Consider the following 14,259-nt stretch of genomic DNA (forward strand, 5'->3'; position numbering starts at 1 on the left):
ATTACTCAGCTATTTCTGTTGCTAATTCGTTTCTACTATCTTAGCAACATGCTGATATACAGTAAGTTAAATTAGTATCAAATATTTTGTATCGGGAAGTAGGTTCATTAGTTTTAGAAGCAGATTTGTAAACCCTACGGAAATAAACAGACTCTGTATCTTGTAGTCAGTCCATCAAGACATCAAACGCCTCTTCATGGCTCAACTAAATCTTCGAACCAAAAGCTGAACGGTTGTACCCGTACCCGCCGTGCTATCCACTGTCATCTCACCTTTCAATTGTTTAGTAAGTGATGCAACCAGTTTTTGCCCAAAAGCATTTTCCCGAACCGCAGACTTATCAAATCCTACCCCATCGTCAATTACTTTGAGGAGGAGTTCGCTATTCTCGTGAATGAGCGCCACTATTAGTTTTCCCGAACGGTCCTCAGGGAAGGCATACTTGAGAGAATTGGTAACTAATTCATTGATAATTAAACCAAGAGGCACCAAGGTGTCTACGTCTAACTCCTGAATCTCAATTTGATGAGTCAATTGTACACGGTCTTCTTCTACGTCGTAGGTGCGAAAGAGCTCGGAAGTAAGCTTCTCGACGTACTCCTTTACATTTACACCTGTAAGGTTTTCTCGCTGGTAGAGGCTCTGATGAATAAGCGCCATGGAACGAACACGGCTCTTACCTGCATTGATCGCTTCGAGGGCTGATTCATCATTGAGACTTCTACCCTGCAATGAAAGAAGGCTTGAAACGATTTGCAGATTATTTTTTACGCGGTGATGAATTTCTCGAAGCAGGAGCTCTTTTGCAGACAACGCTTTGGACAGTTCCTCTTTCTGCTCGCGGTAACTGCGGAATAAGAAGAAGAGAACAACAGCCAAAACGGTGATAAGTGTGAGTCCTATTCCACCAATGAGGATGGTGCGATCTTTTTGAGAAATCATGTCCTGAGAAGCTTTGTCTTTAAGGTCTAAAAGAGCAATTTGCTGTTCTCTTCGGTCTGTCTCGTACCTCACTTCTAGCTCATTGAGCTTTTCTCGACTATCAGCTCCGATTAGGCTGTCATTGAGGGATTTAAAAACCATATAATCATTTAGCGCAGACTCAAAGTCACCATTTAGCCGATGCGCCTCAGCGCGCATTTCGATTATCTCCATCTCGTCTTTTAGTCCCAGCTCATGGTTAAGCATTCCCGATAAGGAATCCATCATTTGTACAACTTGTGCATAATCCCCTTCTACCATCAAAATATCTCCAAAAAGTTGTCGACTTGCTACCCTAAGTGAAGGAATATTGATCCCATCGGCTAGCGACATGCATCCCGAAACGAGGGGCTTCGCTTCGGAGTATCGTTTCAATTTTATGAGCACTGTCGCCAAGTTGTAGCGATTGATCACTTTATTGTAGTCGCTGTTCATGCTTTCTCCCATATCATAAGCCTTTTTGTAGTACACATAGGCTGAATCCAACTGGTTCTGCTTTTCATAAGTCAGCCCCATATTGGTGTAGGTAATTTCCTCTTGCGGTAAGTCGGCAATAGCACGAGCCAGCAAATTGGAGCGATAATGATACTCCATCGCCTCCTCATACCGCTCTGCTTCGGTAAGCATATAACCGATTTTGCTACTCGCTATGATTACTAAGTGCGTATCACCTATAGCCTCAGCATAACTCATTGTTTCAGAAGCTGCTCCTGTGCTCTCTGCAAATTTCCCTTGGTCAGAATAGAGATTTGCTTTGGCCATTAACCCTGCAGAAATCCGAAACGTATCTTGTCTCTGCTTTTGAAAAGCTATATACGTATCAAACCATTTCTCACTTTCATCAAAATTGCTGAGATTTTTGTGAGCAATTCCTTGGTAATAGTAAAGCACTCCCACTTTATGTGCCTTGTCCTGCTTTGTGTGCAGTTCCTTTACATCTTCAAGGATTTCAAGCATTTTTTCGGGTTGTGTGCGCGATACAGCCCACGCTTCATTGTAAAGCGAATCTATTTGTGCATTAATTAGGTTACCAGAGCCTTGAGCGGAGACCTCATGGCTAACTAGGGCGTTGAGCAGTACTATGCAAAACATCGCAATTAGCTGTATTCGATTTAGATTAGGATTCATAGTGTAGTAATATTGATGAGAAGATATGTATTCCGCCGGTTTGGATAAGTGCAATCCGATGGGTTCAATTTACTTCCATTTTCTATTTCGAGTCGATGATAAAGCGGCATGGGTTTCAGAAGAAAGAAAATCTGTGACTTTGCCATCAAGGTGCCAAATGTGTGTAGCAGCATATCCATCAGCGCAAAAATGCGAAAGATGCTCAAAGTGAGGCTCACCTGTATGGATGATTTTTGGATGGATGTCCGAATGAAGGTTTCCTGATCAAGATGATATTTTGGAAGCATTCGACAGAATGGTTAACCATTGGCTGGCTGCTTATTAGCCCGATCAAATAAGCCGGTATCATCCAAAATAAATTCCAAAATAGGCCTACACTTATTCTTACAAGCCGTTTAAAATGATTTGTGTTCTCAATTTGCGGTTTTTTAGAGAATTACCTCATCAAAATTCGGCGAGGGCCAAAGGCTTGAGTCTCTTCTCAACCTATCTCTGATTGGAAAAAGGCGTCACAAGTGACTTTCTCGCGTTCGATATCCGCCGAGCTCTTCACCACCTCGGCGAGATCACGACAGATGATTTGCTGGGAATATCTTTTCGAAGTTTTGTATCGGGAAGTGATACAAAGAAAAAAGCCAAGGTTTGATAGTCATGGACTAACAAACCTTGGCAGTTATCAATGTCAGCTAGGAATCCTAACCAAAAGTATAATTGGTTTAAAGCTTAACAAGCTTCTTTGTAGCCTTTTGTAGGTTCCCTCTTGTTTGATCAGATTTCAACACTTCGATAATATAGGTTCCTGAATCTAAAAATCCCAGATTCATTGATATTTGATTATCGCCTATATTTCCCTGGTATCTTCTTTCTGCGATCATTTTTCCTTGCAAAGTGAATATTCTGACATTCAACTCACTCGGTTCTTCCAGCATGCAATTTAAGCTGATTATATCCGAAAATGGGTTAGGATAAACGGACAACTTATTGCTTAATTCCCCATAATCATCGATACCCAATGTGGAGGAATCTATTTGATCTAAATGGTTGTAAAATAGAGAATCAGGGCCATAAGGCTCTACTTGTGAAACTCTTGAAACACTCATAAATTCAAGATCCGTAGTTTGATTGCTGAACTGATCCCTTGTCGGTAATACTCCTGCAAATAAAGTGTTATCAGCATATATAGGTTCTCCCCAAGTAACACCGTAATCCTCACTCACATACAATAACGCGGTGTCAGAGTTTAAAGGGTTGACAATCAAATCCAAAAACCCATAGTCCAAATAATGAAGTTTGATAGACTGAATCGTATCTACTAAACTTAAATCTATATCCATTTCAATGGGATCTTCCAATCCAATGGAAAGTGAAATCTGAGGGGTAGGATCATTGCTGAAATATGCTAACCAAGACCCACCATCCGTATCAGTGGTCATACTCCATGACACATAGTGATGCAAATCTCCTGTGATAGAATTAGGTTCTGACCAATTCTCTCCATCGTAGTGAATGGACAATAATTCAGGGTTTTGAATATTGTAGCTGTACCTGCAAAAGATTATATCCCTGGTTCCATTGATATTCAATACACTGTACGAAAGAAATGTAAAATGATTGTCACTTGCTTCGCTGAATTCGTGAATAATGTTCAAATCAGACCATACTCCCTCGCTTCGTGTGAGCTCGTAAATGGCACCACCATATGTCCACCATCCAAAACGATTTCCAATCAACACCAAATCACCATTCTGATCCATGTAAAGTTCGCTGACTTCCATACCGTAGTTGCTCGCATTGCTTGTATAAACATTTTCAACTACCCAGTCTCCCTCATCCTTAAATAGGAAGTGCACATCAAATCTAAATTCCTCGCTGTAATCGATATTGGTAGGGTTTCCATAATTGAAATGCGGATTAACCGTCGCAGCGATATACGGATTCCCTTCAGCATCGGCATAAATCACAGCTAGTTTGTACGTACCATCTAAGTCAGTGCTGATTTCATCAGTGCTCCATGTGCTACCATAGTCAGATGAAAAACAATAAATCAATTTATAGTTTGATATAAACACCATGTGCAAACCGTCGTTTTCGTCCTTAAAAAAACTTCGATTCGTGTAGACCGAATAGTTTGTGTAGTAGTCGGTGTACCAACTTTCTCCCAGAGTTATGTAGGTACTGGTCAGGTTTAAAGAATCTATTCCCTGCGCTTCAATTTTGTGGAGCGTAAAGGAGAGTAAAACGAAAATTAGTAGTGCTATTCTTTTCATGATTTAGGTTAAGATTGAAAATTCAGAAATGATAAATAATTACTGACTTCGAAAAAAATCACATTAAAGTTCAGTGCTTCCACGACCATATATTTTTTCCACTACGAAATTATCGTTTCAACCATTGCTTTTCAGGTACCCCGGTCACTGCAAAATCCAAGTTTTGTGCGTACCTTAAGTGTCCTAAAAGCATCTGCTGATTTCAGCTCGGAACAAGGAGTTCCAAAACATTCAGATAAGAAAATAAGGGTGAAATTGAAATGACTCGAGCCTATCCCCAAACCACGTCAGAAATATCGGGTTTTGGGTAACTGTGAATATTCTAGTATCCTCTCGTTCAAGCGCACCCACAATACAGCCGCACTTCTCTCATTTAAAAACGATAATTAAGGTGTACTCAAACAGGAGTTCGCATTACGGGACACTCAAGAATAACCCCAATAAAAAAGCCCCTAAATCGGGGCTTTTCTGAATGAGTCAATGATCGTTCTATTGAATCGTAATCTTTTTGGTGCGTTTTCCTTCGGGAGATTGAATTTCCATAAGGTACATTCCGGGTGAAGCGCCTTCTATTTGAACCTCCATCAAAGTAGAAGTCCGAATCCGTTCTTGATGGATGATTCGGCCGCTGAGGTCATAGATGCCCATAAAAGCACCTGGATCAATGTCTGACACATCTATCTGGAAGCGACCATTGCTTGGGTTGGGATAAATCTTGAAATCAGGCAAGGTATTTTCTGCCAAACCGATTACATCAGTGAAGTAGGCATTTAGGAAAATACTTGACGGTATTGGTGCTTTCATGCATGTAAACCACACCTTGCGTTGTTCACTAAGAACTAAGATATCTTTCGTAATTTACCCTCACCAATCTTAAAACCATGATCAAACAAAAAAGAGCTTTTTTAGGTGTCATCCTCGTCTTTATAGGAGCCGTGATCCTTCTCAACAAAATGGATATCATTCCCGGCAACCTTTGGTGGCTGTTGAAGTGGTACAGCATTGTGATCGTTGTCGGCATCTACAATCTACTTACTGGTAGAGTCAATACGGGAATAATACTTTGTGCCATTGGAGGTGTCTTCCTGTTTGAGAACCTTGGATTCTACGAGTTGAATTGGTCCTACATTTGGCCAATAGCTCTGATTGGGCTTGGTTTGCTCTTTATATTCAGGAATTCATTAGGGAAATCTGGTGAAGAAATAACGGGAGATACCCATTTTGACTCTACTAATATCTTGGGTGGTGGAAAACTTCGAGTGACTAGCTCACCTCTAAAGGGTGGAAAAGTGACCAGCATTATGGGTGGTTCTGAAATCAACCTGTCGAAAACGGAAATTCAAGGCGAAGCCGTAATCGATGTTTTCAGCTTGATGGGTGGAGCCGAAATTCGGACACCTGAAAATTGGAACGTCATTAATGAAGTTACTTCCATTATGGGCGGCTTCGAAGACAGTCGGTCTATTCAGCCTACCGAAGGTGCCCCTACCCTTCGCATCAAAGGGTTGACGATTATGGGTGGAGTAGAACTAAAGAGCTAACTCTATGTCAAAGACTATCTCCGGCTCTTTCGAAGTCAAGCTACAACCATTGGAATCTTCAGCTCAAGACCCACTGATGGGGAGAATGAGCATTGACAAATCTTTCACCGGACCTCTTGAAGGATCGAGTAAAGGCGAAATGCTTACCGCCAGAACCGCTGTAGATTCTACGGCGGGCTATGTCGCGATCGAGAAGTTTTCAGGAATACTCGAGGGAAAGAAAGGTGGCTTTGTCCTCCAACACTTCGGGATTATGAGTGGTGGCAATAACCGCCTTATCTTAGAAGTATTGCCCGACTCGGGCACGGATGAGCTCATGGGAATATCAGGAAAGATGGAAATCAAACGTGATAGAGGTCACCATTACGATTTCCATTACGATTTGATTTAAGCGGTCTTCTTACATTCGTAGGAAATGCAGCATCTATGAAAATATTGGGCTTAATCGGGGGCACCTCTTGGCACGCCACTCAAGAATATTATCGATTGATCAATGAAGGATTTTGCGACGCCAACGGTAGCTTGGAAAGCCCAAAACTTATTTTGTACAGCATCAACATCGCGGTGATGCGCGCTCACGACAAGGACAAAATCATAGATACTTACACAGATGTTTCGAAAAAACTCGAGCAAGCGGGTGCGGAAGCCATCGTGATTTGCGCCAATACTCCACACTTGGTTTGCGATACTGTGCAAAAGGAAATAGGCATTCCCTTTCTCCATATCGCTGATGCGACAGGAAATGAAGCGAAGCGGCTGAGGCTGAACAAACTCGGATTACTGGGAACCAAACCCACTATGAAAGGTAGGTTCATCTCGGGGGTGCTTAAGGAAAATTTTGGCATGGAAGTCATCACACCCGAAGGCGATCGATTTGACACCACCCACGATTACATTTCCAACGAGCTCACTCAAGGCATCTTTTCCGACGAAGCAAAAAGCTTTTATTTGCAGGAAATAAAAAGGATGAAGGAAAGAGGAGCCGATGGAATTATTTTGGGCTGTACAGAATTACCGATTCTGTTGAAAGACACAAAGGCGGATTTGCCCCTGCTGGCCACCACCGATCTCCACGCGCAAATGGCGGTAGACTTCATTCTCAGTTAGTCATATGGAAGCAAGCAAACACAGTAAGCGCTGGCTGACCTTCGCCCCAATCGGGTTGATTTTGATCGGATCGGGATTGTCCATGGCCATTGATGCAGGTTTTTACCGAATGAACGGAGCGGCAACAATCAAGTGGGTTTTATACGGAACGTGCGCTCTGATCGTTTTTAATGCGGGCTTGTCCTTTTTTGGTCAGGCCATAATTGAAAAAATAAAACACGACCAATCAAAACCATAAAACCACCGCGATGAAACGGAACCTTACTCTCTTGCTGCTCAATTTTTTGTTTTTGACGGGCTACACCCAAAATGAAACACCACCGATTTATGTTGGTCTGCAGGTCAGCCCGAATTTTTCTTATCGGGTATTGTCTAACAATTCGGGAGAATCGAGCGTCGACGATGATATCGATTACCTCAACAACCGCGAAGAAGCAGCCTTGGGTTATCGGTTAGCTGCAGTGATGGGAATCAAAGTTACTGAGCACTGGACTTTAGAAGCAGGTATCGCTTATTTAAGAAACTGTACCCGATTGAACGTCACATTTGGAGATGATATTGAACCGAGAAGAGGTTTCGTTAACGATAATGAATATACCGAAGGAGAGCTGGAGACATGCTTGTCTTATGTGGGTATTCCATTGAGAATCATATGGAGCTTGGGCACTGAGAAAACGAAGGTATTGGCGTCTTTCGGCCTGTCACCTCAAATACTTTTGGCACAAAATACCACAGCAAAACTTTCGAATGGAGACAATACAGAAGAAATGGATATTGATTCCTTTGAAGATGCCACTGGTTTTAATCTCAGTCCATCTCTAGGATTAGGAGCAGAGTTCAAGTTGAGTGAAAACTTCTTCCTCAGAGCAGAAGGCATTGCACGATTTGGAGTGGTAAATATAAATGAAGACTCTCCGATTAACTCATACACCTATAGCTCGGAACTAAATGTGGGAATCCATTACCTCCTTGTCAAAACACCACAAGGAGATTCTTAAATTTTGAGGACTTCTTGCTCAGCTTCATATTTTGGTAATTTGTGGCATATGATTTGAAAAAGACGAAACCCTAAAAGAATTCGAGTCGTAATAAGCAAGTAAGTTTGTGGTCGTTTATACTTACTGTGAAGTTGTTAGCGCAATGGTTGAATTTTATTAAATATTTCAATTCTTGCTTTGTCTATTGAATTTCATGGTAAAACGTTTGAGATTTTAGCTTAACATTCGCTAAACTTTCAAAAAGAGTCGACCTGAACTAGTTTTGATCCGACAAAAAAAAGGTCTATTTTTGAGCTTGAAGTGCCAAAATGAAATTCAACCGCTCATTTGGCTTGAGTTGGAGGTAATTTGTGAATTCTAAAACAACCGAACTCGTGAATACAGTATTCAGCATCGACGTAGAAGAATGGTTCCATATTTTGGAAACAGATTCTGTGTCCAAAACTATCTCTGACTGGGATAGATACCCTAGTAGAATAAATGAGTCCATGAACATGCTTTTTGATGTTCTGGATAAGCACAACGTTAAAGCTACTCTATTCTTCTTGGGCTGGGTTGGTGAAAAATACCCCCACATCGTCAAGGAAGCTTGCAAGCGAGGACATGAAATTGCTTCTCACGGTTATTACCACGACTTGGTATATGAGTTGGGTTATAAGAAATTCAGAGAAGACATACGGCGTTCAAAAGCTCTTCTGGAAGATCTTTGCGGTCAGGAAGTAAGAGGATACAGAGCACCGGGATTCTCACTTACTCCAGAAGCCTCTTGGGCATACCCGGCCTTGATAGAAGAAGGATTTACTTACAGTTCCTCTATTTATCCCGCTAAGCGCGCTCACGGTTTTTTCACTGATTTTGGCGATGAGCCACGTGAAATCATTTATCAAGGAAACTCAATTGTTGAATTTCCAATGACCGTTTTGGAAGCTCCGTTTACTTCATTGTCCTGCTTTGGAGGTGGTTATTTCAGACTGTTCCCTGTTAGCTGGTACAAGGCTGCAGCCGAAATGTTGAAGAAAAAAGACAAGAATTTGATCTTTTATATCCACCCCAGAGATATTGATATCGAGCAACCTAAACTGGACCTACCGATGAAGAGAAAGATCAAATCATACATCAATGTAGGAACTACCTTATCGAAGATTGATAAGATTTTGGAAGGTGAAAACTATACCAACTTTGAAAAAGTAATCGAGAGAACTCAGATTAGCTCTTTGCCAAAGGCTATTGTCCACACAGAGAAAGGAATTGAACGGACCTTCTTAAATTTTGAAAAAAGAACAGGATCCGTCAAGGAAAAAAGAAACCCTCGTCGTGTGATTCCTATTGCCACTACTGAGTAAAAAATTGCATTCAATATATCAGACACTCTCTAAGCGCAAGCCCTTCGAAAAATCGTTGGGCTTTTTTTTTGGATTAATTAAAGCCTATATAATTGTAATGTCAGATAGAATATGCCTACCATAGCTACTCAGTGATACGTATTCTAAACACTCGGTGGTAGCTCTTTCTGAATCATATCCATTAACACAACCAGGTCTTCATCTTTAGCAAAGTTGCTTCCGTTTAGAAGCCTGAACTGTTTGAAAAACTCTTCTCCTGAAAGCTTTATTTCCCTGTACTCAGCCGCCAACATTAAGGCCCTGATGTGTGGGTTGAACTTGCCTGAGGTCTCGCGTTCCGCTAATTTCCAACTACGGTTGATCTTCACCATCTGCTCTGTGTTTCCAATTTTCAGCTGAGCGTAGAAGTAGTTCCGAAAAAAGTAGTGCCATTTAAATTGGAATATTTTGCTGCCGAGCTCGTTGAAAAATCGTGTCGCAAACCCCACGCACTTTGCGTATTGTTGTTTCCGGTTCAAACACCTGCAATAATTAGAGGCAAAAACAACTCGTCTGCTCTGATCCAATGTGGCCTTGTACATCGGGAAAGTTTCCTGCATCTTCTTCATGGCTTCATCCGGCCGGTCGAGATGCAATAAAACGCTCACGTAATTATTAAGGTAGTACAAGTAATCCTCTGTATGGTGCTTTACAGATTGAAATCCGAAATATGCAGCTCTTTCGTAATCGCCCTTAGAATTGCAAATAATGAGCTTATTTGCGTAAATATTAGCCAGAATACGTCGGGAATAAAAATCACCTTCAAACAATTCTTTCTCTAATTCTTCAAAAGGCTCAAAAAGTGAATCCCATTTTTTCTGACCGATGTGATACATGAAATAAGCCAATAAAGCATGAAACCGATTTTTCTTAGACAATTCCTTATCTCTGAAAGCGGATAGGAGCCACTCAATTTGAGTTTTTTCTAATTCTTTTTGTTCCGCGAAGGCGTTAATACGAGTGAGTTCGTTGACCTCTTCTTCTACGTTTCTATTCCTACTTACCGCAGCGCGAAAACGGTCTAAAAAAGCTTGAACCATGGCATAATCTGAGTGACGGAAACGCCTTAGAAGGTAGCCACCATAATTCTCTACTAAGCGATAGAAGCTGTCCATATGAAACCATCCGATTTCAAATACCTTCATCTCCTTCAAAATCCTGCTTTGTTCCTTTGGAGAGATAGAGTCTACCGTAATCTGATAATTGGTCATGCTAATCCACTCAAAATAGGCATCGACATCCCGTTCTTTGAGCTTCTTGGAAATGCTCGCCATGAGCTTCGAATACTTTCGTAAATCGATGGACGGATCAAACTCGATGCCTTTCCATGGTTCGCCTACCCTCAGCTCGATTCTCTCCAAGATTTGAATAATCTCCCTATCCTCGTACGAATTATTCTTTTGTACATACTCTATTTCAGATGGAAACAGAGTATCCACAAAAGCCGTGAATTTCTTGAGCTTAGGCATTGCCGTCTAAGGTAACTCTAGTTCAGGAAATTCACGATCAACTGATTCACTTCGTCAGCTTTCTCGAACATTACAAAATGGCCCGCCTTTTTGATGACCTCTACCTGTGAGTTCGGAATGAGCTCGCCTCCATGTTCGGCAATTTTTGCTGAGCTTCCTCCGTGCAAGTATCGATTGGGAATAAGCTGATCAGCAGCTCCCATGACAATTAAAGTAGGCTGTTTGATTTTTGATAAATCTCGGATGACGGGTTGATTGACCATTCCCTGAATGGACTTGGTAATGCCATAGCAATACCACAAAAAGTCCTCTCCTGCTCCTGTCATGGCATATCGATCTTCTACCATGAAAAAGGCGTCATCGGGCATCTTGTAAAAGTTGTGACCCAAGTTGGACTCTATGGCATCCAGAGGAGTAAGCATAACTCCCTTTGCGGTAATGGCATCCCTAAACCACTCTTTCTCTCCTTCGCTAAAGGTTTCAATTCCAGCCGGGGCTACAAGGACGAGTTTACTGACACGATCGGGATGACTCAATGCCGTTACGATGGAGATTTGTCCACCCATCGAATGCCCCGCCAAAACCACTTTGTTCAAACCGATCGAATCCATAAAGGCAATTACTGATTTGGAGAAAAAGGTCATCGAGCCTTCGTACTCTCCTTTGGAAGAGCGGCCATATCCGGGCAGATCAATAGCAATGCAACGGTAACTGTTTTTCAACTCTTCGATGTTCTTCTTCCAAGCGGGCGCATAACTCCCCAGTCCATGAATGAAGAGAATGGTCTCGCTTCCTGAGCCTTCGTCCATGTAGGCGATCTCCATCCCATTAAATATGGCCTGTTTGGAAACAGAATAGGGATATTCAATCTTATCAAAGCTATCAACTCGCTCTAGATCTTTGTAAAAAGTTTGAGCTGTGATAGAAGCCGTAAAAAACAGACTTACGAGTATAAAGAGGTAGTTTTTCATGATCAAAACATTAACCATTTAAAAGCCAAATATGCAGTCCATGGATCAACGGGCCTAGTGCCTAATCGATCCTCGGCATCTACAAATTGATCTCCATTAGCATAAGGAGCATCGTAAAAATCGCCAAGCCATACATGGGCAGCACGAACTTCAATTTCCATCAAGGTTTTGATTTTCCAACGTATGCCGAAGTTGGCTTCCAAACCTATTTGGGTTCCTCCACGACTGAGGGCTGCATTGGACATGGCGTAGGCTCCATTTGCTGATAATATCCACTTATTCGGCACAACTGCTTTGCTTACCTGTACATTGACAGCGTTGAGCCCGGCACCCAAATTAGAAATATCACTGATCAGCGGCATGTATCGGTTGACTACATTCCCGGAAGGGAAAAGCACACTCGTACCTATACCAATTGGTAAGTTACCCGGTGCACCCCATGTATTCCCTGTTATTACCCCTGTATACTCTCCATCACTTATTCCATCTTCATCACCGGTAGTGTAGAGATAATCAGCAGTGATCTGATCGTCGGGAGTATTCCCGAATCGGTAGCCGTAGCGAAGGTTTAAACCGAAACCATTGATATCAGCTACCCGACCATTTTCTCCTTCGATGTTTCCAAGGTTGTAGTTGAAGAACCCGGATAACTTGTGATTGTGGTAGGTATACTCTCTGTTGTAATCAAAAAAGGTTCCCAGCCAAGTCACGTTGGTTTCGTAATCTGTATCGGGAAAGACAAACCTATATGCACCTGTATATTCAGTAAGTAAGCTCTTGGGGCCTTGACCCAGAATAGAGGCTCCTCCCCTCCCATTTGATTTGTCATTAACATGATACACCGATCCGCCGATGTTGAAGGCAGACATGGCTTTGTAGACTCCCATTGCTTTGTAAAGCCAAACATCATCGCGCAACTCGATGCGATTTTCCCAAAGGTTAAAGATGCCCGCAGACACACTACCTCTCGCAAAATCGTGTCGGAAACTAATTCCGGCAGCATCTCCCGCCCAGTACATCAGCCTGTAACCGGTATCGAGGAGTTTATCCACAGTAGTACGATATGGATGATATGGAGTATCAAAGGTTCGCATCAAACCAAAATTGATGGCATAACCATAAGCAGGAATGATCTCGACCTCGATGTTTTGGGTTTGTAAATTGACGAAGTCAGCATTGAAACCTGCACCTTGATTTCCTCCCGAACCGTAAGCCGCATCACCCCATGTCCAGTCTATTTCGAATGATGCACGAAGAGTAACTTTTCCGTCCATCAATTTTGGCGTATACAGGAAAAAAGGTAAAAAACGCTGTTCCACAAAGGAAGTGTAGGTGGTATCTGATGATCGAGCGGTACTTCTGCCAAACATACGTCCTATGACCTGACCTTGAAAAAAATCGTTTCGTGGAAAGTAGTTTGCAGTTACACCTTGGGTAAAAAAATAGGCGACAAAAGTCAATTCCTTATTTGCCTTTATTGGAATTTCCCGATTGAAATAGTACTCAGTATTTGTAGCATTGGTGTCGGGCAATTCTGCATCCTGACCCAAAGCGAGAATTGTACACAGTATAAAGGCGAAGAAAAGTCTGATGTGCAGCATGATGCAGAAAATAAAAGGAGGAGCTTCTTTAAATTAAAGCTCCTCCGTTGGTGAATTATTCTACTCGTAGATATTTTTGTACTAGGTTATTTCCAAAAAACCCACCTGAAGTTGAACCAAATCCTCCTGATACTGTGGGAGGAGTAACCCCTGTCAGAGCAGGATCAGTCTGAACAACCTCGTACCACATTGAATCAGGAGACGCAGAATAAACTTGAACAATTCCCATAGCAGTGCGAGAATCCGGTGTGGTCTGAGACAAAGTTATTTCGTAAATACCCGCTACGTCATTGCCTGTGACCGTATAACTTCCGCTAAATTCAGTCACAGCTCCATCCTGCGTTGAAAAAACTTCATATTGTTGATTACTCATGAAAGTGGCGTTGATTTCCGTTACACCTGCACCCGATAGAGTACCACCTACATCATAAGCTTCCCATTCTCCAACAATGGGATTATCCGTAGCGGAACTCAACGGACCTGCATACGAACTGCTGCCATCAGCGCAATTATTACGAACATAGAAGTCATAATCGGTATCGCCCATCAATCCATCTACTGTAAACGGATTGCTGTCAGCCGTAACTTCTGTTCCGCTTCCCTGGGCAAATCCGGTTTCACCATATTCAATAGTCCAAGCTGAACCTGTTGAAGTCCAAGATAATGTCACAGAGTTTGCTTCGGTGTCATCGACTAATAAGTCTGTAGGAGTCGCACAAGCACCCGGTGTGTTATCGTCATCGTCGTCATCATCGTTACATCCTGTAAAAACTAGACCAAGGCTCAATAGCCCCAAGAAAAAATACTTACTCAT

At 42.1% G+C, this 14,259-nt stretch carries 14 protein-coding genes; 6 read left to right on the plus strand and 8 right to left on the minus strand.

The genetic code is table 11. From position 1 onward, the window contains the following. Positions 1 to 201: 201 nt before the first annotated feature. From O3Q51_12430 to O3Q51_12445, 4 genes are all read right to left on the minus strand, one after another. On the minus strand, positions 202 to 2,109 hold the full coding sequence (locus O3Q51_12430; protein MCZ4409620.1) for a tetratricopeptide repeat protein: 1,908 nt from the start codon (positions 2,107 to 2,109) through the stop codon (positions 202 to 204). Then, complete coding sequence (locus O3Q51_12435) at positions 2,106 to 2,396, minus strand: hypothetical protein (protein ID MCZ4409621.1); 291 nt, start codon at positions 2,394 to 2,396, stop codon at positions 2,106 to 2,108. Before O3Q51_12435 ends, O3Q51_12430 begins: the two co-directional genes overlap by 4 nt. A 429-nt stretch (positions 2,397 to 2,825) precedes the next feature. Then, positions 2,826 to 4,376: a T9SS type A sorting domain-containing protein gene (locus O3Q51_12440; GenBank protein MCZ4409622.1), complete on the minus strand. Its 1,551-nt coding sequence runs from the start codon at positions 4,374 to 4,376 to the stop codon at positions 2,826 to 2,828. 489 nt (positions 4,377 to 4,865) lie between these two features. After that, positions 4,866 to 5,180: a T9SS type A sorting domain-containing protein gene (locus tag O3Q51_12445; GenBank protein ID MCZ4409623.1), complete on the minus strand. Its 315-nt coding sequence runs from the start codon at positions 5,178 to 5,180 to the stop codon at positions 4,866 to 4,868. Between the two features lie 77 nt (positions 5,181 to 5,257). Between O3Q51_12445 and O3Q51_12450 the strand changes: the two genes are divergently transcribed. The 6 genes from O3Q51_12450 (at position 5,258) to O3Q51_12475 (ending at position 9,365) form a co-directional block, all read left to right on the plus strand. Further along, the gene (locus tag O3Q51_12450; protein MCZ4409624.1) at positions 5,258 to 5,917 is read left to right on the plus strand and encodes a DUF5668 domain-containing protein; all 660 of its coding nucleotides are present in this window, start codon (positions 5,258 to 5,260) and stop codon (positions 5,915 to 5,917) included. Between the two features lie 4 nt (positions 5,918 to 5,921). Further along, a complete protein-coding gene (locus O3Q51_12455; protein MCZ4409625.1) occupies positions 5,922 to 6,308 on the plus strand; it encodes a DUF3224 domain-containing protein in 387 nt (128 codons plus the stop codon). 35 nt (positions 6,309 to 6,343) lie between these two features. After that, positions 6,344 to 7,024, plus strand: a complete 681-nt coding sequence (locus O3Q51_12460) for an amino acid racemase (GenBank protein ID MCZ4409626.1) — start codon at positions 6,344 to 6,346, stop codon at positions 7,022 to 7,024. A gap of 4 nt (positions 7,025 to 7,028) precedes the next feature. Further along, complete coding sequence (locus O3Q51_12465; GenBank protein MCZ4409627.1) at positions 7,029 to 7,262, plus strand: hypothetical protein; 234 nt, start codon at positions 7,029 to 7,031, stop codon at positions 7,260 to 7,262. 10 nt (positions 7,263 to 7,272) lie between these two features. Further along, a complete protein-coding gene (locus O3Q51_12470; GenBank protein ID MCZ4409628.1) occupies positions 7,273 to 8,022 on the plus strand; it encodes an outer membrane beta-barrel protein in 750 nt (249 codons plus the stop codon). A 374-nt stretch (positions 8,023 to 8,396) separates the two neighbouring features. Continuing rightward, positions 8,397 to 9,365, plus strand: a complete 969-nt coding sequence (locus O3Q51_12475) for a polysaccharide deacetylase family protein (protein ID MCZ4409629.1) — start codon at positions 8,397 to 8,399, stop codon at positions 9,363 to 9,365. Between the two features lie 143 nt (positions 9,366 to 9,508). Here O3Q51_12475 and O3Q51_12480 read toward each other — a convergent pair whose 3' ends face one another. From O3Q51_12480 to O3Q51_12495, 4 genes are read right to left on the minus strand one after another with little or no spacing between them, the layout of a single operon-like run. Then, positions 9,509 to 10,873, minus strand: coding sequence for a hypothetical protein (locus O3Q51_12480; GenBank protein ID MCZ4409630.1), 1,365 nt, complete (start codon positions 10,871 to 10,873; stop codon positions 9,509 to 9,511). Between the two features lie 17 nt (positions 10,874 to 10,890). Further along, positions 10,891 to 11,844, minus strand: a complete 954-nt coding sequence (locus tag O3Q51_12485) for an alpha/beta hydrolase (protein ID MCZ4409631.1) — start codon at positions 11,842 to 11,844, stop codon at positions 10,891 to 10,893. 2 nt (positions 11,845 to 11,846) lie between these two features. After that, a complete protein-coding gene (locus O3Q51_12490; GenBank protein MCZ4409632.1) occupies positions 11,847 to 13,445 on the minus strand; it encodes a hypothetical protein in 1,599 nt (532 codons plus the stop codon). A gap of 55 nt (positions 13,446 to 13,500) precedes the next feature. Then, positions 13,501 to 14,259 (minus strand): fibronectin type III domain-containing protein, encoded by a 759-nt coding sequence (locus O3Q51_12495; GenBank protein MCZ4409633.1) that lies wholly within the window; start codon positions 14,257 to 14,259, stop codon positions 13,501 to 13,503.

The sequence above is a fragment of the Cryomorphaceae bacterium 1068 genome, assembly GCA_027214385.1.
Lineage (GTDB): Bacteria > Bacteroidota > Bacteroidia > Flavobacteriales_D > Cryomorphaceae > JAKVAV01.